We start from the raw sequence: 23,675 nt of genomic DNA on the forward strand, positions 1-23,675 counted from the left end.
ATTTTTTCCTCCTAGATAGTGTGTTTATTGACAATAGAAAAATTAAATTGTATATTTATAGTAAGTTATAGCCCCGTATCAAGATACGGTTAAAATAATTTAGGATTAAAAGAGTACTCGTATCTAGATACGATGAAAATTAATCCGATTATTATTTAAAAAGCTCTTAAAATGTCAGTTAAAAAAGTTTAAGGACTAGAAAATTCTTCTAGTCCTTTTTATTATACCAAACATTTATTCTATCAACAATAACTATTCGTAAAATTTATATTATACGAATAGTTGATAAGAATGAATTTATTGGTATAATTTTCTTGTTATCATTTTTTTTGAGCGACACAAAAGTCTAGGCAATTAATAATATTGTAATTTAAGAGTAGACAATTTTCGGATTAATTTCTTTTAATTTTTCATATCCTAACCCAAATCGATCCATTGCTCCTGGGCGGAAATTTTCAACAATTACATCAGCTTCTTTTACAAGTTGGTAAATGATCTCTTTACCTTCATCCGATCGTAAATCCAGTACCAGACTTTTTTGATTTCGATTAGCAATTGAAGTCCTCCCCTTTTTAATAGTTTTCTATAGCCTTACTAAAACTCAATGCTCTCTCTGTTAGTTGTTCATAGTCCTTATCCTCAACCAATTTTGAAGTATTCACCAATGAACTTCCCAACCCAACAGCTATGCCGCTTGCCTCTAAGTATTCCTTCACATTCTCTACATTAATTACGCCAGTTGAAATAATAGGAATTTGAGGCAGAGGTCCTTTCAGATCTTTTAAATATCCTGGTCCAAAGGAGTTGGCAGGAAAAAGATTAACCACATCCGCACCGTTTTCATAATCTGTTAAAATTTCAGTAGGTGTTAAGACACCAATCACGGATAATATCCCATATCGGTTACATATTTTATATAATATCAACGTTTACAACTGGAGAAACAACAAATTTGGCTCCAATAAAAATAACAGATCGTGCAATCTCAGCATTTAATACTGTTCCAGCACCAACCAATATCTCATTGTTGGCCGTCTCTGTTATCGTTCGTATTGCATCAATACCAGTTGGTGTTTCCGTTGTAAATTCAAGGATTCGAACGCCTCCTTTTTCTAATGCCTGACTAAATTTAAAAACATTGTCTGCGTGGGCTCCTCTTACACTGCAATCAATCTATTATTCTTAATAAACTCAAAAGTTCCCATATTACTAACCACCTGATCTAATCAATTAGATTTTACTCTAAAAGCTTTTTCTTTTTTTAAAACTATGTAATGTATGGCTTTTTTAGGTATTACAAATTATAATTCTAACCATGATCATCAAGAAAAAGGTTGACCAGATGAAATCCTTCCTATAAGGCAGATAGAAGAAACGTAATTCATTAAAAACCGACATGATTTTCCCCCTTATAAAAAAATACAGATGCAGGTTCAAAAAATATTTCGGTAATATAAAATTTAGTATTACTAAGCTTTATTTTTGTAGTTACGAAAAATACTATAAAATGAATTAGGAGGACCTTTTCAGTGTCCTCCTTTAATATCGGCAAACTCTCTTTTAGTTTTTTTCCTGCTTATTTAAATCTCCGAAGATAGGTTATCGCCTCACGAATATCATGAATGGGGTTCGTCCCTACTTCTCTTTCAATCGTTAAGTAACCTTGATAATCTATCCCCTGAAGGGCAGCGAAATAGCTTGGGAAGTCTACCTTTCCCTCACCTAATGGAAGCTCGCGGAAATACTCCCCTTCGGTGACCATCTTGGCAATTTGTTCATGGTCCACTCCGCCGCCGTAGCCGAGTGCGCCATAAACATCACGCGGATCTATCGGTTTATACCTGACGCCGTCCTTCACATGCGTATGAACGATGTAATCCTTCAAAAGCTTAACGCCTTCTACAGGATCATCACCTGTTACCATAACCATATTCGCTGGATCAAAATTGACGGAAACACCATTCGTGCTCAGAGTATCCAAAAATGTCTTCAGCCTTAAGGAAGTTTCCGGACCTGTTTCAATCGCAAAATAAGCATCCAAACTTTTTGCATATACGCCTAATTCTTCACAAGCCTTTTGCAACGACTCATATACGTGAGTGGCAGGATCTTCAGGAACTATCCCAATATGGGTAGTAACAATATTGGTTCCTAAGTCAACGGCTAAATCTAGGATTCTCTTTGATTTCTCAATTTTTTGCGGATTCATTTCTCTATCTTGAAATCCGTGTCCCCCGAGGTCGCCGCAAAGTGCTGATATTTCTAACCCTAATGAAGAGATGTAATCTTTTAATTCTTTCCTTGCTGCAGAAGTTAAATTTTCAGGAGCCATTTCTCCATTTACAGCATATATTTGGACGCCGTCAGCGCCCATCCCCTTTGCCAGCTTTAGACCTTCACGTACTGGCAGCCGAAGACTATCAACAATAATTCCAATTTTGTTTGCTAACTTCACTATCCATTCACCTCAATCCAATTTTTTCTTATCGTCTAGACCCATTAAATGTTCACATTCGAGCGTTCAAAGGTGATTTCCTTACCTGTTTCACTGGATTCATAGATACCGCATAAAATTTTCATCAATTCCACTCCATCTTCGACCGGACTGATGGTTTCTTCTTCACCCTGACAGCAGGCAGCGAAATGGTTAATTTCATTTTGGAAAGCTCGACTGCCATCAAAGGACAAGGAATCAATTTGCGGCTGGGCATTTAAAATCGTGTTATTTTTTTCTGTTACGATGACAAGTTCCGGTTCGATCTCTGCTCCGCCTTTATCGCCAAAGATTTTAACCGATGTTTCATCCTTTTTAAGGTGAAGGGTAAAGCTGACATCAATCATTAAGGAAGCGCCATTTTCAAAACGAATGAGGGCATTTGCTAGGTCTTCTACTTTATTAATATTAGGGTCATAATCCGCTGCTTGATAAAAAGAAAGATTTTTAATGTTCGAGCGATTTCCAAGTTTCGAATAGGTATTTCCACTTATAGATTTCACTTTTGGTTTCCCCATTAAATACCAGCATAAATCAATGATATGAACACCGATATCGATCAGAGGTCCGCCGCCAGATCTTTCCTTGTCAGCAAACCAGCCGCCAGGGTTTCCTAACCGCCTTAAAATTGAAGCCTTTGCATAATAAATGTCGCCAAGATCACCGGAATCAATAAAAGACTTCAAAACATTTGTATTCGTCCCAAATCGGCGGACAAAACCTACCTGCAGGATTTTGCCGCTCTTCTTAACTGCTTCTTCTACCCTTAAAGCTTCCTCCACTGTTTTACATAATGGTTTTTCAACCAACACATGCTTGCCTGCATGTAAAGCAGCAATCGAAATTTCCGCGTGAGAATTATTCCATGTACAAATACTTACAGCATCAATTTGAGGGTCCTTTAACAAATCTTCATAGCTCGTATAAACTACTTCAGCATGATATTGATTCTTCTTTTCCTCAGCCCGCTGCTGATTCAGATCACAGACAGCATAGATTTCGGTCATTTCATTGTTAGCATAAGACTGAAAGTGCATATCTGAAATGGAACCGGCCCCGATAACACCAACTTTTAATTTACCCATATTTTCATCCTCCTCGATCTAAGTCTCATATAAGGTGATACATGCTTCTGACTAAACGGCTTCCCAAATTCCTCTTACATTTTCCAAACTAATTTTTGCGGCTCTTTTACATTCTTCTAGTCCTTCAAATTCAATAGAAATATAGCCGTCATAGCCTGATTGTTTAATAACCTTTAAGACTTCTGGCAAATTGATATCCCCATGCCCCGTAATGGCACCTCTTAAGTACTTGCCTGAGCTTGATGGGAACCAGCCCTCTCCCAGACCAAGCGCTGAAGATCTTTGGTAAAAATCCTTCACATGAACCATGGATGCGTACGATATATTTTTCTTAACAGCCGCTACTGGGTCCTCGTCAACACAAAGGAAATTGCCTGTATCTAATGTAGTCTTAAAATTTTCCCTATCGACCATATGGACCAAACGCTGAACGCGATCACTTGCCTGAACATAGTAACCATGGTTCTCTACACTGGTCACAATATCAAACTGTGCGGCATAATCAGCAATGATTTGGCAGGCTTCTACCATTTTTGGAAGATCCTTTTCAAAATTACGAATCGAGATTTCGTTTGGCGCCTTCCATGCGACATCATGTCTCATCCGTTTTACACCGAGGGTATGAGCGATATCAACTTCCTGTTTTACCCGTTCGACTTCTTTTTCAAAATCGTCAGTCAGGAAATTGGCTCCAATAGCATAATTAGAGATCTCGATCCCTGCTGCTTCCGCTTTTTGGCGGATCGCATCGACCAATGACAAATCCTCGGCCAAACTAAACCCGATCGGAACAATCTCCACATGTTCCCCCCCTTGATCAGCAACCCATTGAACAACATCTAAAATCGTCATTTCCTTAGAATCGATAGCACCTTGTAAGCTGTACGAACTAATACCGAGTTTCATTATATTTACCCTCCATCGTTTTATTCCGAAAAGTTAAAGACCCGTAAGTGCCTTCATTTCTGTAAATTCATTATCAAGACGCAGCCTGTTATTCTATCAAATAGGCTGGTCGTGCATTTCTCCAGCTGGTGTAAAGGGATTATCCTAACACAGGCTGGTCCACAAATCTTATACTTCCTTTATGGTCATGTAATTCTAAAACGACGATTTCGTTTTCTCCCTTATGCAAAAACGGGGCAGGGACATAGAGGGTTTGCTGTGGACCGATTTCCCAGTAACGGCCAAGATTATGACCATTCACAAAAACAACCCCTTTTGTCCATCCAGACATATCGATGAACGTATCTGCCACTTCATCAATATTCAAGGTACCTCGGTGAAGATAAGGATGATTTACTTTTGGTTCATCATTGGTGAACTTCAAGGAACTCAAATCGTTTAATGGCAGCGGATACACAGTCCAATCAAATAAAAATTGGAATCCTGCTCGTACACCTTCGGTAATCCCTTTATAATCCTTAAGTAACGGACCGTAGTTGACACGTCCCATATTTTCGACAACAATCTGCAGTTTCGTTTCTGCCGCGGTGATATCAACCTCAATACTTGAGCGGCCGCCAATCCGCTCCACTAGACCAGCATATTCACCATTCACATATATCTGCCCGCGGTCATGAACATCCTGAACTGTGATCGTCTGCCTTCCGTAAGCTCCTTTAATCACCGTTTCATAGACAATAAACCCATAACCCTGCCCATACTCTTCCATCGTTAAGGGAGTTTGGCTCTGCTGTGGAATTGAGAGTAGATTCAATGAATCTAGTAAAGCAACATTCTCCACCAAATGAACTTCACCATACTGTTTTTTTGGTGTCACAGGAGGTAATTTCATTTCTGGTAACTCAAAGTATTTTTCAAACGTCTTTCTCACCGCAAAGAATTTCTCTGTCACATCCCCAGATTCTGTCAACAAGCCATCATAATCATAGCTAGTAATCGTCGGTTCATAAACTTCATCATTGTGATTGGCCCCATTATAGAAGCCAAAATTCGTCCCACCGTGCGCCATATAAAAATTAACAGAACCTTTTTGCTCTAAAATACTCTCCAATGACTCAATGACACTTTCAGAGGACCGCGTATGATGCTCCTCGCCCCAATGATCAAACCACCCATGCCAAAACTCCATACACATCAGTGGAGCATTTGGCTGGTACTGCTTTAATTGTTCAAATGCGCTTTCTGTGCGGGAACCAAAATTGACCGTTTCCAGAACGCCTTCAATCATCCCGCCATGAAGCATGCTCGGTGCCGGACCATCCGAAGTGAAGATAAGCTCGTCTCCAATCCTTTTTTGGATGCTGTCCCGCATATACCGTAAATACTTTTGATCATTTCCAAAACTGCCGTACTCATTTTCAACCTGAATCGCAATGATAGGACCGCCATTAGAACGAAGCAAAGGCTGTAATCGCTTAAATAGTACATCGAAGAACACATCTCCTTTTTCTAAATACGGTTGATTGTAGCAGCGTAATTGAATATTTGGCACCGTCAATAACCAATAAGGGAAACCGCCAAACTCCCACTCGGCACAAATGTACGGGCCAGGGCGGACAATAACATGAAGACCAACCTTTTCTGCCGTTTGGATGAAGCGCTCAATGTCAGCAATACCCTCAAAAACAAATTGTCCTTCCTCCGGCTCATGTAAATTCCACGCCACATAGGTTTCAACCGTATTAAAACCGCATTCTTTTAATTTAAGTAACCGATCTTCCCAATATTCTGGCACGGTCCGGAAATAATGCATCGCCCCGCTTAATAATTGAATTTCTTTACCATCTAATAAAAACGATTGATGATTATACGTTAATCCTGACATAGAAACCTTCCTTCATTGATTTATATTTTTAGTTCCCATCATTCATTTAGATATCTTCCACCACTAAATAAGCAGTTTTTATTGGTCCATGGACACCGACAACAAGAATCATTTCGATGTCTGCTGAGTTGCTTGGTCCAGTTATGAAGTTGATGCATGAGGCTATTTGTTCGCCGTTTTTTACTTTTTCGTTTATGAAACGTGCCGCTTGGGTCATGCGGGGAACAATGCTGCTTTTTGGAACAATAATAATGGAAGTTGCCGGTAAAAAGCTGACACTTCTCCCCCTATCCCTACTGCTAAAAAGAACTGCTGTGCCTGATTCTGCCAGGGTTACTTCACTGATCGTAATTCCAACATTTGCAGCCTCGGCCTTAGCGATATTTTCCTCACCTTTTGTATGGTCCCAAATATGAAGTTCGATTCCTTCTTTCGGCCATTCTTTTTCCATTAGCTTTGTGAGGCCATATTGTGAAAAGCGCTCGTCTTTCCAAGTAATGACTGAACCGCCGCCAAATTGATGAACAACTTCTTTTACTGACTCAGAAAGCTTTTCAGTAGTAGTTAATACAAAATCAGTATGAATATTTTTGCATTGTTCTTTTAACACTTCCACCAGCTCATCTTGTGTGGCGTTTTTTAACACCTCATCTTGAGGATGATAGTTCCAATTTGGTTTTTCCAATGACTTTTTTGGTTCTCGTCCTAGTCGATTGGCGATTTTATCAAAAAAAACATCGCGATTCTGGATCATTCCGCTCATGATTCTTTCCCTCCTTGCGGTCGATTTTTAAACCAATCACGGAATCTCTCTTTATTTGGAGCAGGGAAATCCCTTGATTCTGTCCATGCTTTTAAAGGTCCTGGACCTTTTGAGATTTTTTCATCCTTTGTTAATGGTGACATAACCGGTGCCGCTAGTTTTGAACCGAATTTATATAAAGCAGGGGACGAGGTACCAAAACCGAATGCCTTCATTAAAAGCTTTTCAGATATCGGTGCACGTCCTTCTTTTTCCACAATGACTTGGCGATGTTTATGAAGAAGCTGATGAAGCGGGATCTTCACTGGGCATGCCTCTGTACATGCCCCGCATAATGTCGAGGCATATGGTAACTCTTTATAATCCTCATAACCGCCAAGTAATGGGGAAAGAACTGCACCGACAGGACCAGAATAGATGGAACCGTATGAATGTCCGCCAACATGCCGATAAACAGGACAGACATTCACACAAGCTGCACAGCGGATGCATTGGAGAATCGATTGGAATTCTCCGCCAAGAATGTCCGATCTGCCATTATCGACAATGACGAGGTGAAACTCATCAGGTCCGTCGACATCGCCGTCCTCTTTTGGGCCAGTTAATGTGGTGATATAGCTTGTCAGCTTTTGCCCTACAGCACTTCTCGTTAACAGGCTAACAAGGACTTCCATCTCTTCAAAGGACGGAACCAGTCTTTCCATACCCATGACTGTGATTTGTGTTTTCGGCAGGGCGCATACCAAATCGGCATTTCCTTCGTTTGTCACGAGGGTGATCGAGCCGGTGTCAGCAATGGCAAAATTACACCCTGTGATTCCGATATCTGCCGTCAAATATTCTTGCCGCAGTTTTTCACGCGCATGTAATGCGAGCTCTTCTGGTTTTTCTGTCTGTTGATATCCATGCTTTTCTTTAAAAACATCGCGGATTTGCTCCTTATTTTTGTGCAGCGCAGGAACAACTATGTGAGAAGGCGGCTCATGGTCATCCACTTGCAAAATGTATTCCCCGAGGTCTGTTTCAATCACCTGACAACCTAATTGCTCAAGACCTGCATTTAAATGGATCTCTTCCGTCACCATCGACTTTGATTTTACGATCTTTTTAGCATTTTTCTTTTCAGCGACAGTCTTAATATACTCCGTTGCTTCTTCAGCCGTTTGCGCAAAGAAGACATGTCCTCCTCGTTTTGAGACATTCTCACTTAGCTGATATAAATAATAGTCTAGGTTTTCTAGTACATGCTGGCGGATTTCTTCCCCGTGTGAGCGCCAATCCTCCCAGTTCCCTAACTCTTCTGCAGCCCCCAAACGACGTGATTGAAATCGCCCTTGGGCACTCGAAACAGCTCCCCGCATGAAGGAATCGTGCAGTCCTTTATCAACGCGGTCAGTAAACTTCTCTTCGCTTATTTTCATCGACATTGGGTCATCCCCCTTTTTAATACTGTAATCTATTTTTACCGGCTGTTAAGGACCTCTGCAATATGCATGACTTTAACCGGCATGTCTTTTCGGGCAATACGGCCGCCTATATTCATTAAGCATCCAGCATCTGCTCCAATTAATATATCTGCCCTGGTCTCTTCAACTGTACAAACCTTTTCTTCGACCATTTGCTCTGAGATATTCCCCATTTTAACGGAGAAGGTGCCTCCGAATCCGCAGCATCTCTCTTTACCTGGTAGCTCGGTGAATTTTAACCCCTTTACATGACTTAAAAGGCGCATTGGTGCTTGTTTGACTCCGAGTAATCTTGTCATATGACAAGAGGTGTGGAAAGTTGCTTTACCTTCTAATTTTGCACCCACATCTTCCACTTTTAACACATCAACGATAAATTCAGTGAATTCATAGGTTTTATCCGCAAGTGCTTTTGCCTTAGGCTCCCATACAGGATCGCCTTTAAAGATATGGGGGTATTCTTTAAACATATAGGCACAGGAACCAGCTGGAGAAACAACATATTCCGCATATTCAAAGGTGGTAATCATACTTTTCATTGCTTCTTTTGATTCTTTTACGTACCCACTGTTATAGGAAGGCTGACCGCAGCAAATTTGTGATTCTGGAAAATCAATTTCACATCCGAGTCTTTCTAGTACTTCCACTGTTGCTTTGCCTACATCACCTTGAAACATATCTACTAAACAAGTAGCAAAAAGACTAACTTTCACTTTTTCCCCACTCCCTTAAACTTAAACTAATCTCAGTTTTGATTGTTCAAAAAAATCCAATCCATACTAATTGGATTGGATCCTAGTTAATCTTTCGGACTCAATAATTTTTCACGGTCCATTCTATTACACTCTTGACATTGGGTCAGACCCCCGCCATTTTAACGTAGCGGTTGACTGACCCTTTTTCCCTTTGAGGTAAGTTAAGGTAGCCATTTTATTCTTGAAGAAAAAGGAGAAATACTGTTTTCACTTCTCCTTAAATCTAATGGATTATTAATTAAATATTATTTCTCAATCACTAGAATTTCATCTTTACCTGCAGTGACGTCATTTTTCGTAGAATATTGAATGTCACTAATTTTATCAGAGTTCATAATAATAATAGGTGTAATCGTGCTACTTGCTTTTTCCTCGATTATTTCTTTATTAAAGTCTAAAATCTTGTCACCTACATTGACGAGGTCGCCTTCCTTGACAAAGACGGTAAAGCCTTCACCTTTCAAATTAACGGTTTCCAATCCAATGTGCAATAAAATTTCCACACCATTCTTAGTACGAACCCCAATGGCATGCTTTGTAGGGAATACTTGGATAATTTCTCCCTGTACGGGTGAAACGACCTTTCCGTTTGCTGGTTTTATTGCAATGCCATCGCCCATTAATTTTCCTGAAAATACAGGATCGGGTACTTCCTCTAATGGGATTACTTCCCCATCAACAGGGGCATAAATAGATGTTTTTGATTCTACATTTTTATTCTTAAAAAGTTTATTAAACATTTGTGTTTCCTTTCAGCAGTTAATGGATTTAAATCACGCATTTACTAACTTACTTTTTTCATATTTTCTTTTACACTCTCTACGCTACCTTTCTTTAATCCAAAGAAATGCATGAGGACAATTGATAGAATAAAACTAACTAAACAAGCGATTATTGTCATATAAACGGAAGGATCCATACCTGTTTCTGGATTGATCACATTCAAGAAACCAAAAATACCATTTGCTCCGTACGCATATTGTTTAGCTTCGGCAAATCCCATGATTGCTCCGCCAATTCCAGTAGAAATACATCCGATGATAAATGGACGTTTTAATTTTAAGGTGATTCCATAAATCGCAGGCTCGGTAATTCCAAATAAAGAAGAAATAAATGCCGGAATACCAACAGCTTTTATATTTTTGCTTTTACTTTGTTTAATTGCCATTAGAACTGCACCAGCTTGTCCAAATCCAGCAGTTAACCCTAAGATGGTAACAGGATCAAATCCTAATACACTCATATTGTTAATAGAAATAGCGACAAAGCCCCAATGCAGACCAAACATAACACAGACTTGTATCAACGCTCCATAGAGGAATCCAAAGATCGTCGAATTTAGATTGTATAAACCTGTAGCTGCTAAACCGAGAAGCTGGCTTAACCATGTAGCAATTGGTCCAATGACTAGGAAAGTTAAAGGGATAATGACGAGCAAAACAATCATTGGTACAGCAAATGCTTTTACTAAACTAGAAATACGGTTATCTAAATATTTTTCAAATTTCGCTGCAAAATATGATGACAAAATGACAGGTATAACAGAAGATATGTAGCTTACAAGTATAACCGGTATTCCAAAGAACTCAAGATAAATGGGCGATTCAAATGGCGTCCCAGCAAATAAAGTATACAAAGGCTCACCAGTGGTTATACCTGAAAGGCTTGGATGAATAAGTGCTGCTCCTATCGCCATTCCGATAAATGGTGTCCCTCCAAACTTTTTCATGGCGCTATAGCCTAAGAAAATAGGGAAAGCATAAAAGAAACAGTCTCCAACAATTGATAGAAGCTGATAAGTACCTGAATCGGGAGATAACCAATGAAAGGTGTTAATCAATGCTAATAAACCTTTAATGACACCTGTTGCGGTTAAGATGCCTAAGACCGGAGTAAATACACCTGAAATGACGTCAATAAATTGATTAAATAAACCATTTTTCTTTTCACTATCCAAATTTTCAGCGATTGGCTTTTTCGAATCCAAATTTGTTACTTCCATTATTAGCTTGTATACATCCCCTACGTGCTGTCCAATAACGACTTGAACTTGTCCTCCGCCTTTAACCGTAGTAACAACACCCTCGGTATCATTCATTTTTTCCGTATTCAGTTTTTCTTCATCTTTCAGTTTAAATCTTAGGCGGGTTGCACAATGATACAGGCTTTCGATATTCTCTTCCCCACCAATGTTTTCAATAATGTTATTTGCTAATTTTTCATATTTCATCTTAAAACCCCCAATCTTAGAAGTAAAATTCTAATGTTTGTCTTTGATCTTTATTTATCGCAATATTTTTAGTTATTTCTTTATGGTCTAAAGTAACTCTTGCTGGAATACAGATATTGATGTTACCTTCTTGAAATCCGAAAATTTCCACCTTTTTTATTTTCATATTTTCCCAAAAGATATCAATGACTGCACCTTCTTTAGTACGAAGCCCTTGAACACTTCCTGTACTCATTTCTTCTGGTAAAGCTGGCAAAATATAAATAGTTCCATTATAATTTTGCATTAATAACTCAAAAATGCCTGTCGATCCGCCAAAATTTCCATCAATTTGGAATGGCGGGTGGTTATCGAATAAATTATCTAATGTAGAATTCATTAAGAGTTCATTGAGATTTTTCCAAGCTTCCTCAGGTTCTTCTAATCTTGCCCAGAAGTTAAGAATCCAAGCTTTACTCCATCCAGTGTGTCCACCGCCATTTTCAAGCCTTCTTTTCAACGTCAACTTGGAAGCTTCAGCAAGATCAGGAGTATTTCTTACGTTAATTTGGTTTCCAGGGTACAAAGCAAATAGTTGAGAGATATGACGGTGACCTGGTTCAATTTCATCATAATCTTCACTCCACTCTTGGATTTGACCATGTTTTCCTATTTTTATTTCTGGTAAGCCTAATAACTTTTCCTTCACTTGGCTTTCGATTTCGTCGTCCTGAATATTAAGCTCTTTTACTATCATTAAATAGTCCTGGAATAGTTCCCTTACAATTTGTGTATCCATGGAGGGACCCATACATAAGGTTCCCGTACGGCCATTCCTATTCATATAAATATTTTCCGGGGATACAGATGGCCCTGTTACCCATTCACCATTCATATCCTTTACCAGATAGTCAACGAAAAATAAGACTGAATCCCGGACAATAGGATAGTATTCATTGAGGAAATCTTGATCTTTCGTATACTGATAATGCTCCCACACATGCAGGCACAGCCAAGCTCCACCCATCGGCCAAATCGTAGCTGGGATATGACTGTCTTGAGGTGCAGCATCTCCCCAAATATCTGTATTATGGTGACAGACAAACCCTCTGGCTCCATACATTTCCCTAGCCACTTTTGATCCCTTTTCGCTAATTTTCTTTAAATGCTCAAATAGTGGAAGATGATAATCAGATAGACCGGTCCTCTCTGCCATCCAATAATTCATTTGAATATTAATATTAATGGTATATTTTGATCCCCAAGCCGGTTCAAAATCCTGATTCCAAATCCCCTGTAAATTTGCCGGTAGACTTCCTTTCTTACTAGAAGATATAAGCAAATATCTTCCAAAGTCAGCATACAATTCGATCAAACCGAGATCTTTTTCACCTTTTTTCAATCGATCTAGCCTTTCATTTGTAGGTATATGATCTAAAGTGTAATCCCTTTCAAACTGTAATAAAACTTTATTAAAATCATGCTGATAATCTTCTACATGTTCAGCTAATAATTTTTTATACCCTTTACTAGAAGCGTTGTCTAACGTTTCCATACACCACACATATGGATCACTGTTTCGATAACTGGTTCTCCCCGTTATATAAATACAAGCTTCACTTGCATTTTCAACAACGATATGACTTCCCATTTGTTTTATCGTTCCATCTGAAGTCTCCACTTTCAATACTGTACAAAAATCAAGTCCATTTTTCGTCGAGCCCTGGTGTCCATGCATTCTGATAAATTGATGATCAAAAGCCTCCAGTTCATCAAGGTACGAAGCGCCTCTACCTGATCTTAGATCTTTTCTCGTCATGCTGATTTCAAAATTCAACTTCTTATTTTGTTTCGATTTTAGGTGATACACGACAACCTGGTTGGGATAGGAAGCAAAAGCCTTTCGTTCGTAATGATTTCCATTACTCTGATAGGAAACATCGATTGTAGCTTCTTCTAAATTCAATTCTCTTTGATAATTCTCAATTTCTACTTCATGTTTAACGAATCTTAACAAACCCGATTCGTCCGTTACAGCTTCTTCCAAATAGCTATTATTAAAAAATTCGATCCAAACATCACCCATCGTTTGATAGTGCCGCATATGCGGGTGCTTAGCAAACATAGATTGAGAGGCAAGTTTTTCTGCTTCTCTAATTTGGCCTTTAAATAATAATTCACGAACCTCGTTTACGTATGTCAAGCTGTCTGGATTGGTTCGATCCATAAATCCACCGGACCAAAGGGAATCCTCATTTAATTGAATTCTCTCTTTATTTACTTGTCCAAATATCATGGCACCGAGGAAACCGTTACCAATCGGCAAGGCCTCATTCCAATCTGATGCAGGCTTGTTATAGAACAATTTTTTCAACTTCATAACCCCTTTAATTAAAGCACACCTTTTTTCAAAATAATATTCGCATATGGCGCTCGTTCACTCGTAGCAATGATGGCATAGGCAGTCTTACTTCGTTCGTAAAAATCCATTCTTTCAAGCTTTTCCATTTTGACAGGAAAATCGCTCATTTTGTTTACGATATCTTCGTAATCCTTCCAGATTGCCGGGTTTTTTTCATCGCCTTCAACTGTATCCATCAGCATGACTGGATATGTAACGTATGTATCAAGCGGAAATAATTTTAATATGGCTGCCAAGAACGCTGCAACGCCATGACCATGACCATTTATTAAACTGCTAGTATGACTTGCAGCCGGAAAATTTCCGTCTGCAAGTACAATTTCATCACCGTGCCCCATCTCCATCAAGACCTTTATTAGGTCAGGAGAAATTATGGGTGGAATTCCTTTAAGCATGGACCAGTGCCTTTTCTTCTACAAATTTATTTGTCAGCTTTCCTAACTTTTCAATTTCAACCGTAATCACATCTCCTGGCTGAATATAAACACGTTGGTCAGCAGGCAGACCAAATACGACTCCCTCAGGTGTACCTGTTAAAATAAGATCGCCTGGCACGAGCGTCATGTGATGAGAAATATAGCTGACAATCTCTGCGCATGAAAAGATCATGTCAGATGTGTTAGAGTCTTGTCTTAATTCATCATTCACATATGTTTTTAAACTTAGATTGTTAGGATCCCCCACTTCATCCGCTGTCACTAAGTAAGGACCTGCCGGACTAAAATCATCACATGTTTTACCAAGCAGCCATTGATGAGTTCTCATTTGCAGATCTCTTGCAGATAAATCATTCACCGTACAATAACCAAACACATGTGAAAGCGCATTTTCTTGAGAAACGTTTTTTGTCTTTTTACTGATGACGATTCCTAATTCCACCTCATAGTCCAATTCATTCGTTACAGACGGGACGACAATTTCGCTTTGATGCCCAGTTAAAGTATTATCAAACTTATTAAACAGAATCGGAACTTCCGGATATGGCGCGTTTGTTTCATCGGCATGTTTGCGATAGTTTAAACCGACACAAATGATTTTGTGCGGGCGCGTTACACATGCTCCCCATTCAAGATCCTCTTCATCGATTACAACGGCATTGCCATTTGCTGCTGCCTCTTTCACCTTTTTCTCAAAATCCTGTAATTGGGATGAATCAAACTGAATGACCTGCATGACATCTGTGATCACTTCATTCCATTCCGCTTTCTTTGCTGTTTCTTCGATATCGATCAATTGATTGTCCAATTTAACTGCTAATTTTTCATTCTCATTCTTTATAAAAGTAGCTAATTTCATTTTCCATTCTCCTTTTATGCATTTTTTCCAAAAACAACGCCGCCATCAATATAAAGTGGAGATCCCATCATGAAGGAAGACTCATCTGAAGCGAGAAAGAGTGCAGCTTTCGCCACGTCTTCAGGTCTTCCTAACTCTCCGCTTAATTGTCTCTTCTTAATTCCTGCGATTGCCACTTCAGGGTCATCGTAAGAAGTTTTTAAATAGTTCTCCACAAATGGGGATAAAATTGTGCCCGGCAGCAGGGCATTAACCCGAATGTTATATGGAGCATAATCCACTTGCATGGCTTTTGTTAAAGCAAGTACTGCCCCTTTCGTTGCAGAATAAGCAGCTCGTTTTGCCAGCCCCATTTCCGCCGCGCATGATGACATATTAATAACGACTCCAGACTTTTGCTCCATCATATAAGGAAGTGTATATTTAGAAGGCAAATAAACGCCCTTTACGTTCACACTCATGATTCGATCCCAAACATCTGGCTCTACTTCATCCACTCTTCCCACATTGCTGATCCCTGCATTGTTAAATAAAATATCTATTCTTTTGTATGTTTCGATAATTTGCCCGATAGCAGATTCAACCGCTTCAGGGTTTGCTACATCGACTTCATAAAACGCTGCTTTTCCGCCTTGTTGTTCAATTTCAGATACAGTTCCTTGTCCATTTTCTTGATGAATATCTGTAATGATGACGAAAGCTCCCTCTTTTGCGAAAAGTTCAGCTGTTGCCTTGCCAATTCCGCTGCCCCCGCCAGTAATAACAGCTATTTTGTCAAGCAGTCTCATACTGTTACCTCCATATCATGATCCATATGATCCTCAGGCTGTGCTGCTTTAACGGTTAATCCGCCATCTACCATTAAAAGATGCCCATTTATTTGCATTGCTTCTTCAGAGGATAAAAATACAACCGCATCCCCAATTTGTTTTTCTGTACCCAGTCTCTTCATTGGATTGGCTTCAATTTCTTTTGCAAGAATTTGCGGATCTTCAAGATATTCTTCGCACATATCTGTTGCAACGGTGCTTGGTCCAACTGCGTTGACATTAATATTGTATTTGCCTAGTTCAATTGCCAGCGCTTTTGTTAAATGACTAGCTGCTGCCTTTGATGATATATAATGTGGAATCACTGGGCTCGTCACAAGAACACTTGCCGTTGATGTAATATTTATGATTTTTCCATATCTATTTTTGATCATATTAGGTGCAACCCTTTGTGTGGTTAAAAAAATTGACTTTACATTGGTCTGATAGGTTTCATCCCATGTTTTTTCTGAAACACTTAAAAACGGTTCGAATGGAGCAATCCCCGCATTATTCACTAGGATTTCCACCTGTCCTAACTCTTTTTCTACTTCGTCGATCATTTGGTCAACTTCATCCTTAATCCCAACATTTGCTTTCACAACCATTGCTTTTATAGAAAACTGTTCTTCTACTTTTTCTTTTAAAGCAGTGGCTTTTTCGAATGAACGAGGTGACGTATAGTTGATTGCCACATTTGCGCCTTCTTCTGCCAGCCTCATAACAATGGCTGCTCCGATTCCCCGGCTTCCGCCCGTGACAAGCGCCGTTCGATTACTAAATTTACCCATATTAATAAACCTCCCTTATGTATGTTTAGAGGCTGATACTGATTCTGCTGATACTAAATTCTTGATGACCTAAAATCTCAGCTTTTACCAGTTCACCCTGTGCAGCTTTTATAACTGTTTCTAGAATACGATTGCCAGCTTCCTCGATTGTTTCTTTTCCTTTCATCACCGCGCTCGTATCAATATCAATGTTATCGTTCATTTTGACAGCCGTATGTTCATTCCCGGTAATTTTGATAACGGGAATAATCGGATTTCCTGTTGGTGTCCCCCGTCCCGTTGTAAAGCAGACCATATGAACACCTGCTGCAGCCATACCGGATACACACTCAATATCATTACCTGGAGAATCCATGAAGTAATAGCCGTTGCCTGGAATTTCTTCAGCAAACTCTAAGACATCTTTTAATGGAGCCGTCCCTGCTTTACTGATACAGCCAAGAGATTTTTCCTCGATTGTGGACAAGCCGCCTTCGATATTACCTGGGCTAGGATTTCCCCCGCGCATATCTGCCCCAATTCGTTCTACTTCTTTTTCAAACCGATCTACACAGGCATACAGTTTATTGGCAACTTCTTCATTGATCGCAGTTTCAGCGACAATATGTTCCGCCCCGATAATCTCCGTTGTTTCTCCCATTACAATGGTGCCGCCTTGACTTAGTAGACCGTCTGATGCTTTTCCTAATGCAGGGTTGCTGCATAATCCAGAAGTTGCATCAGAACCGCCGCATTTTACCCCAAGAATTAATTCAGATAACGGTACATCGACCTGCGGGATTTTTTGAATCTCGTTAGATAATTGCTTCGCTATTTCAATGCCTTGTTGAATCGCTTTAACCGTGCCGCCTGTATCTTGAATATCAATCCATTCTACCGGCTTTCCTGTTTTTCTAATTTCCTCTTGCAACTCTTTTGCATTGATTACTTCACAGCCTAAACTAACCAAAAGAACCGCACCGACATTGGGATTTTTTCCTGTTCCCGCAAGAATGTTGAATGTACGTTCCTTGTCTTCTCCGATCTGACTGCAGCCATGCTGATGTGGAATCGCTACTGATTCTGGCACAGATTGCTGGATTCGATTTGCTACATGGTTCGCACAAACAACCGTTGGAATAATTAATAGATGGTTACGGATTCCCATTTTCCCGTTTGCCCGCCGATACCCTTTTATCGTGTTCATGAATGGTGATCCCCTTTCTTTTTATCTCCTCTGCCTCGAATTCCCTCGATATTGTGAACATGTACATGTTCTCCAGGGGAAATTTCTACAGTAGCTGCCCCAATCACCTGTCCATATTTCACAACATGTTCAGTTGGCTGTATCGGTTTGATGGCAATTTTATGTCCAAACGGGATGGCCTGTTTGGCTGTTAACGCTTCCTTTTTACCGTTAATCATATATTGTAAGCTTTCACCAGCCACTATTTCTTTTAAAAGTGTAGCTACATTATCAGATTCGGACATGACAATACTTGTTAGATCTTGTTCATTTGCGAGTTTCATATTTTTCACACCTTTCCTTTTGCAAATAAAATGATTCCGCATTCGTCGAAAAAATTTGCTCTTTTTCTGTGCCGCTTAACATACTTGGTAAGTTATCGGTAACAATCTGTATTGCCTTCTGATAACTTCCTCCCAATAAACTAACCGGCCAATCACTGCCAAACATCACTCTGGAAGAACCGAATGCTTGAACCACATGGTGAATATAAGGTGTAAAATCACCAGCTTCCCAAGAATCTGCCAGCGTCATAAAACCAGATAATTTACAGTAAGCTGCAGGGAATTTTGCCAGCTTAGTCATATCTGCTTGCCACTTCTCAAACCCATCTTTCGATATTTCCGGTTTCGCAATATGATCAATGACAACGCGTAAATCTGGAAGCCTCTCAAGTAAGGCCACAATATAAGGTATATGCCTTTCGGTAATTAATAAATCTAGGGACAGTTCATTTGAAATAAGCAGCTTCAAATTCTCTATAACTTGCTCCTGTAAAATCCAATCGTCTCTTTCGATATCCTGTAACATTGGGCGTAAGCCAACAATTCCTTGCTTTTGCATTAAAAAGTCTAATTGTTCTGGAAAGGTAGATGATGATAAATCTAACCAGCCCACTACACCATAAATCCACTCATACTTTTCATATAACGATAAGAGATAAAGCGTCTCCTCATATGTAGGTGCCGCTTGCACAAGGATCGTTCCAGAAACAGAAAATTCTTCTAACGTTGGCTTTAAATCCTCTGGAAAATAGTTTCGATAAAGGATGCCCATATCTTCAGTCAACCAATCGTAATCTCCTCGCTCCAGCTTCCAAAAATGTTGGTGAGAATCAATGATTTTAATACCGATCCCTCCTTGCGTGTTAATTTGATGTTATCGATAACATTAAATTAACAAATCATTTGCGAATTGTCAATATATTTAGCAATTAGGATAGAGATACATAGAGAAAACAGATGGAATCCCATCTGTTTTTTTCTATGCAGACTTATTATTTAATTGATTCGCCGATTCATTCTTTGGTATTAAATGTCTAAATTTAAGATCCGCAATCCAGTAAATCAAATAAGCAGAAACACTGAAAAAGAAAAAGAAAAAGAAAAAGGTAAAACGTAATGATAGAATGGTCCATGCGCTAAGAATGACCATACAAAAAATCGATAAATGAATTTTGTAAATACCTACTTTAAGACTGTTCATACACAATTGTTTAAAGGTTGTGATCATATTAACCATCAGTGGATAAATACTTAAAAAGGATAAACCAACTAGAAAACTAACAAATAGGACCGCAACATGAATGACCTTTTTGTAAGGTATATTCATTTGTTGTAAAAATAGTAAATCAAAGATTAATAATACTCCGATTACCGTGTAAACAATCCCGACTAAATAACTTTGCTTCCAATTTTCAATGAACATTTCTTTATACTGAGAAAATACCGCTACTTCTTTCGTTATTTTCCACTTTCTTACTACTCCAAAAAGTGCAGCGATGGCAGGGAAAATTGTAATAATCGGAATACAGCTTAGAATAAATAGGATATTTAAATACATGAAGTTATACATCCACAAGCAAATTTGATACAAGCGGCTATCTAAACTAAAAATCTCCACCACCCCCAAACATAGAAGACTAAAAATATTCTACTAATTCTAACTATTATAGCATAATAAAGTTAAGGCTGACACACAATATCTTCTTCCATAGATTTAGTTGGTTTGTGTCTACCCTGATCAATAAGGACAACCTTCCCGCCTGTACGGATCGATTCTGTTGCTGCACATCCAACTGCCACACTCATTCGGCCGGCAAATGGCGATGTTAATGGCTGCTTATTATATAAAGCTAAATTCACAAAGTCCTCACAAATACGCGGATCTGCACCACCGTGTGTTCCAGGCATTTCCTTCATTTCATAGGTGATATCACTCATTTCATGCCAGGATCCAGATTTTCTTGTTTTCACATACACTTTATCATTCACATCGTCGTTTTCGATGCGTCCCTTTGTACCAATAATGGTATAGTTTCGAGAATAATCTGGTGTAAAGTGACACTGCATATAAGACGCCTTAATACCGCCTTCTAGTTCCATAATCAGCATACTATTATCTTCCACATCGATTTCTTCTCTAAAGGCACATTGTGTTAACCTTTCTAAGCTGGCATCTGGACATGTATTCTTCAGTTCGCAATCTGGACAATGCAAATCATTCGGTTTGTCTCCCCCATAATAATCCAGACTGCCAAAAGCAGAAACTTTCGAAGCATAACTGCCCGTCAGCCAGTGAATGACATCGATATCATGGGAAGCCTTCTGCAGCAGTAGGGATGTCGTATTTGCAGCTGTACCATGCCAATCATGGTAATAAAAATATCCGCCAAACCCGACAAAATGCCTGACCCATACGGCTTTAATATCGCCAATCACACCTGAATCGATAATTTCCTTCATCGTTTGGTACATGCTCATATAACGCATATTAAAACCAATCATAAAATGCTTTCCTGATTTTTTTGCTTCATCCAGAATTCTATCGCAAGCCTCTGGAGTAATGGCCAAAGGCTTTTCACAATAAACATGTTTTCCTGCTCGAAGTGCTGCAATGGCATGTTCTTCATGCAGATAATCTGGTGTTAAAATCGCAACCGCATCGATATCCTCTCTCGCGAGCAGCTCTCGATAATCGGTTGTAACAAAAGCGTCTGCATTAATTTCCTTTTTGAACTTCTCTAGTGCTTCTATGGACACATCTGCCGCTCCAACGACAATCGAATTTCCAGTTGGATTGTGCCAATATTCTACAATCGTACTTCGACCGCCCGTGCCGATTACACCAATTCTTAATTGTTCCATAACTAACACCTCTAGTGAATAATTTTTAATCTATTGAAAGTTTATTAAAATAGCAGCTGATATTTTTGGTTGTTGTTCATTTCAAGTGAAATAAAACCATCCTCCGGCTCTACGATGATGTCTTCTCTTCCCTCTTCACGGACCGTTACAGATTGGTTTGCTTGAAAAATAAATACGTTATCCGTGTGGCTGGTTACATCCAATTGACTGACCTGCCTTTTATCCCAAGAAATGTCGATCTCAAACCCGCCTCTAACCCTCACTCCGGATAAAGATCCTTGCAGCCATGTGGAAGGCAGGGCCGGTAATAATTCAACATAACCTTTGTGAGATTGGATAATCATCTCGACTACCCCAGCTGTATAACTGAAATTCCCATCAATTTGGAAAGGCGGGTGGGCACCTAACAGATTCGGATACAATCCGCCCCCAACCATTACTTCCCTTTTTGCTGTACAAATGTTAAATAATTGATGAAGCAATGCATTTACCCGTTCCCCATCCTTCAAACGAGCCCAAAGGGACATCTTCCAGCCAAGGCTCCAGCCCGTTCCTGCGTCTCCGCGTCGATTTAACGTCTGCCTTGCAGCCTCTAAAAGTGGACCATCGATAATTTGCTTACCTGGATAGACTCCATACAAATGAGAGACATGTCGATGATGTTGTTCGGCATCCTCATAGTCAAGGAGCCATTCCTGCAATTGTCCATACTTCCCAATTTGTAAAGGATGCAGGCGTTCTTTTGCAGCAGCTACTTGATGAATCCATTCATCGTCCACTCCGAGGACACTTGCTGCTTCCACACAATTGGTGAACAAATCCCAAATCAGCTGCAGATCCATAGTGGACCCCTTCGTTACCGAACCGCCTTGTCCATTTTCTGCAATGAAGTGGTGCTCCGGTGATGTAGACGGTGAAGTGATCAAATAGCCATTCTCATCCTCCACCAGCCAGTCAAGACAAAATTCTGCACACCCTTTCATAATCGGGTACGCCTCTTCCCGAAGGAACTCTTTATTCAAGGTATAAAGATAATGCTCCCACAAGTGGCTGCACAGCCATGGCCCTGACATTGGCCAAAAAGCCCAGTTCGGATCTCCGTGGCGCTCGCCCCCGACAGGATCCGCATGTCTCCATAAATCAGTATTATGATGGGCCGTCCACCCATTCATACCATACCGCTCATTGACCATTTTCTCCCCGGTTACCGATAGTTCTTGGATTGCCTTTAACAGTGGACGGTGACATTCGGACAAATTTGTTACCTCAGCAGGCCAATAATTCATTTCGGTATTAATGTTTAATGTATAGTTAGATGACCATGGTGCCCGAGTCAAGTCATTCCATATTCCCTGCAAGTTAGCCGGCTGTGTCCCTTCTCTTGAAGAGGTAATCAGTAAATAACGTCCATATTGGAATAAAAGCTCGACCATTTCTAAATCATCTGCACGATATTTCTGGATTCTTTCATCCGTATCCAGCAGCTCATCTGTTTGCTTATGCCCTAACGAAAACTCAACACGGTTGTAAAGAGATTGATAATCTTGAATATGTGTTTCTTTTAATTGCTCATAAGAAACGCTCATCGCTTTTGAAAGAATGTCCTCATTTTGCCCCGTTAATTCTTCAAATCCGACCCCAGGGAGTTGATCAAAGCCCTTAAATGAGGTGGAAACAGAAAAATAGAGAACAACATTTGTTGCATTTTGGATGGAAAGTCTTCCATTTGATGACTCTAGCTTTCCATCATCGATCACAACACCTAGTTTTCCTTCAAAATGAATCGCTTGTGTTTCTCCAAACTCACCGTATACAATCGGCTGTTCATCCACATGTACATAGTTTGGCGCACACTTTTCAGGGCAAATTCCTTGTAAAACCAATTCATCAGATGAATTGAAAGTTTGATATTTTAACGTACTATCTAATGAAACGATCACATTTAATTGGCTGGCAACGGAACTAGTAAGCCTTACTGCTAAGACCTGATGAGGATGTGAAATAAAGGCTTCCCGAGTGTATTCAACTCCTCCAACCGTATAGGTAACATTCGATATGGCCGTAGCTATATCGAGAGTTCTCCTATACCTTCTTGCTGTGTCTCCATGAAGGTATTGAATCGTAAGGTTCCCTAGCGGCATATAGCTCTGTGTATAGGGGCCAAACATATTCTTTGTTTCATTGACCGCCTCTTCATAATTCTCTTCTTCAATCAATTTTCTCACTTTTATCAAGGATTCCTGATCGTTATATTCACGTTTTCTCACCGGCGGTCCTGACCACAATGTTTCTTCATTTAATTGAAAACGTTCGGTCTCCACTCCGCCAAAGTGCATCGCGCCGATTCTTCCATTTCCGAGCGGCAAAGCCTCTGTCCACTCTCTTGCCGCTTGCTTATACGATAATAGATTCAATTGACAAAC

The 23,675-nt window shown here is 39.7% G+C and carries 23 protein-coding genes; all 23 read right to left on the bottom strand.

Features of this window, described 5'->3' with window-relative positions; all coding sequences use genetic code 11:
• Positions 1 to 370: 370 nt before the first annotated feature.
• Positions 371 to 577, bottom strand: coding sequence for a CoA transferase (locus FAY30_RS26670; protein WP_149873082.1), 207 nt, complete (start codon positions 575 to 577; stop codon positions 371 to 373).
• Complete coding sequence (locus FAY30_RS27920; protein WP_190284963.1) at positions 573 to 884, bottom strand: bifunctional 4-hydroxy-2-oxoglutarate aldolase/2-dehydro-3-deoxy-phosphogluconate aldolase; 312 nt, start codon at positions 882 to 884, stop codon at positions 573 to 575. The genes FAY30_RS26670 and FAY30_RS27920 overlap by 5 nt, the downstream gene beginning before the upstream one ends.
• A gap of 28 nt (positions 885 to 912) precedes the next feature.
• Positions 913 to 1,173, bottom strand: coding sequence for a beta/alpha barrel domain-containing protein (locus tag FAY30_RS28150; protein WP_149873083.1), 261 nt, complete (start codon positions 1,171 to 1,173; stop codon positions 913 to 915).
• Positions 1,174 to 1,576: 403 nt separating this feature from the next.
• Entirely contained in the window at positions 1,577 to 2,455 is an 879-nt protein-coding gene (locus FAY30_RS26685; protein WP_149873010.1) for a sugar phosphate isomerase/epimerase family protein, read from the bottom strand.
• Between the two features lie 44 nt (positions 2,456 to 2,499).
• The gene (locus FAY30_RS26690; RefSeq protein WP_149873011.1) at positions 2,500 to 3,579 is read right to left on the bottom strand and encodes a Gfo/Idh/MocA family protein; all 1,080 of its coding nucleotides are present in this window, start codon (positions 3,577 to 3,579) and stop codon (positions 2,500 to 2,502) included.
• Positions 3,580 to 3,630: 51 nt separating this feature from the next.
• A complete protein-coding gene (locus FAY30_RS26695) occupies positions 3,631 to 4,485 on the bottom strand; it encodes a sugar phosphate isomerase/epimerase family protein (RefSeq protein WP_149873012.1) in 855 nt (284 codons plus the stop codon).
• A gap of 139 nt (positions 4,486 to 4,624) precedes the next feature.
• Positions 4,625 to 6,370 carry a glycoside hydrolase family 35 protein gene (locus FAY30_RS26700; protein ID WP_149873013.1) on the bottom strand — a complete coding sequence of 582 codons (1,746 nt, stop codon included), beginning with the start codon at positions 6,368 to 6,370 and terminating at the stop codon, positions 4,625 to 4,627.
• Between the two features lie 46 nt (positions 6,371 to 6,416).
• Positions 6,417 to 7,133 carry a LutC/YkgG family protein gene (locus FAY30_RS26705; RefSeq protein WP_149873014.1) on the bottom strand — a complete coding sequence of 239 codons (717 nt, stop codon included), beginning with the start codon at positions 7,131 to 7,133 and terminating at the stop codon, positions 6,417 to 6,419.
• Complete coding sequence (locus tag FAY30_RS26710) at positions 7,130 to 8,560, bottom strand: LutB/LldF family L-lactate oxidation iron-sulfur protein (RefSeq protein ID WP_149873015.1); 1,431 nt, start codon at positions 8,558 to 8,560, stop codon at positions 7,130 to 7,132. The genes FAY30_RS26705 and FAY30_RS26710 overlap by 4 nt, the downstream gene beginning before the upstream one ends.
• Positions 8,561 to 8,595: 35 nt before the next feature.
• The gene (locus FAY30_RS26715) at positions 8,596 to 9,312 is read right to left on the bottom strand and encodes a (Fe-S)-binding protein (protein ID WP_149873016.1); all 717 of its coding nucleotides are present in this window, start codon (positions 9,310 to 9,312) and stop codon (positions 8,596 to 8,598) included.
• A gap of 287 nt (positions 9,313 to 9,599) precedes the next feature.
• Positions 9,600 to 10,094: a PTS sugar transporter subunit IIA gene (locus FAY30_RS26720; RefSeq protein ID WP_149873017.1), complete on the bottom strand. Its 495-nt coding sequence runs from the start codon at positions 10,092 to 10,094 to the stop codon at positions 9,600 to 9,602.
• A gap of 44 nt (positions 10,095 to 10,138) precedes the next feature.
• A complete protein-coding gene (locus FAY30_RS26725) occupies positions 10,139 to 11,584 on the bottom strand; it encodes a PTS transporter subunit EIIC (RefSeq protein WP_149873018.1) in 1,446 nt (481 codons plus the stop codon).
• A gap of 16 nt (positions 11,585 to 11,600) precedes the next feature.
• Positions 11,601 to 13,937, bottom strand: a complete 2,337-nt coding sequence (locus tag FAY30_RS26730) for a glycoside hydrolase family 95 protein (RefSeq protein ID WP_190284964.1) — start codon at positions 13,935 to 13,937, stop codon at positions 11,601 to 11,603.
• A gap of 17 nt (positions 13,938 to 13,954) precedes the next feature.
• Positions 13,955 to 14,380, bottom strand: a complete 426-nt coding sequence (locus FAY30_RS26735; RefSeq protein WP_149873020.1) for an RbsD/FucU family protein — start codon at positions 14,378 to 14,380, stop codon at positions 13,955 to 13,957.
• Complete coding sequence (locus FAY30_RS26740; RefSeq protein WP_149873021.1) at positions 14,373 to 15,281, bottom strand: fumarylacetoacetate hydrolase family protein; 909 nt, start codon at positions 15,279 to 15,281, stop codon at positions 14,373 to 14,375. The genes FAY30_RS26735 and FAY30_RS26740 overlap by 8 nt, the downstream gene beginning before the upstream one ends.
• 14 nt (positions 15,282 to 15,295) lie before the next feature.
• The gene (locus FAY30_RS26745) at positions 15,296 to 16,069 is read right to left on the bottom strand and encodes an SDR family NAD(P)-dependent oxidoreductase (RefSeq protein WP_149873022.1); all 774 of its coding nucleotides are present in this window, start codon (positions 16,067 to 16,069) and stop codon (positions 15,296 to 15,298) included.
• Positions 16,066 to 16,881 (bottom strand): SDR family NAD(P)-dependent oxidoreductase, encoded by an 816-nt coding sequence (locus FAY30_RS26750; protein WP_149873023.1) that lies wholly within the window; start codon positions 16,879 to 16,881, stop codon positions 16,066 to 16,068. The genes FAY30_RS26745 and FAY30_RS26750 overlap by 4 nt, the downstream gene beginning before the upstream one ends.
• Positions 16,882 to 16,906: 25 nt before the next feature.
• Positions 16,907 to 18,067: a UxaA family hydrolase gene (locus tag FAY30_RS26755; RefSeq protein WP_149873024.1), complete on the bottom strand. Its 1,161-nt coding sequence runs from the start codon at positions 18,065 to 18,067 to the stop codon at positions 16,907 to 16,909.
• Positions 18,064 to 18,390 carry a UxaA family hydrolase gene (locus FAY30_RS26760; RefSeq protein WP_149873025.1) on the bottom strand — a complete coding sequence of 109 codons (327 nt, stop codon included), beginning with the start codon at positions 18,388 to 18,390 and terminating at the stop codon, positions 18,064 to 18,066. The genes FAY30_RS26755 and FAY30_RS26760 overlap by 4 nt, the downstream gene beginning before the upstream one ends.
• The gene (locus tag FAY30_RS26765; protein WP_149873026.1) at positions 18,374 to 19,258 is read right to left on the bottom strand and encodes an amidohydrolase family protein; all 885 of its coding nucleotides are present in this window, start codon (positions 19,256 to 19,258) and stop codon (positions 18,374 to 18,376) included. Before FAY30_RS26765 ends, FAY30_RS26760 begins: the two co-directional genes overlap by 17 nt.
• A 111-nt stretch (positions 19,259 to 19,369) precedes the next feature.
• The gene (locus FAY30_RS26770; protein WP_190284965.1) at positions 19,370 to 19,948 is read right to left on the bottom strand and encodes a YesL family protein; all 579 of its coding nucleotides are present in this window, start codon (positions 19,946 to 19,948) and stop codon (positions 19,370 to 19,372) included.
• Positions 19,949 to 20,070: 122 nt separating this feature from the next.
• Complete coding sequence (locus tag FAY30_RS26775; protein ID WP_149873028.1) at positions 20,071 to 21,252, bottom strand: Gfo/Idh/MocA family protein; 1,182 nt, start codon at positions 21,250 to 21,252, stop codon at positions 20,071 to 20,073.
• A 44-nt stretch (positions 21,253 to 21,296) separates the two neighbouring features.
• The gene (locus FAY30_RS26780; protein ID WP_149873029.1) at positions 21,297 to 23,666 is read right to left on the bottom strand and encodes a glycoside hydrolase family 95 protein; all 2,370 of its coding nucleotides are present in this window, start codon (positions 23,664 to 23,666) and stop codon (positions 21,297 to 21,299) included.
• Positions 23,667 to 23,675 lie beyond the last annotated feature (9 nt).

Origin of the sequence: Bacillus sp. S3 (genome assembly GCF_005154805.1) — a bacterium.
GTDB lineage: Bacteria > Bacillota > Bacilli > Bacillales > Cytobacillaceae > Neobacillus.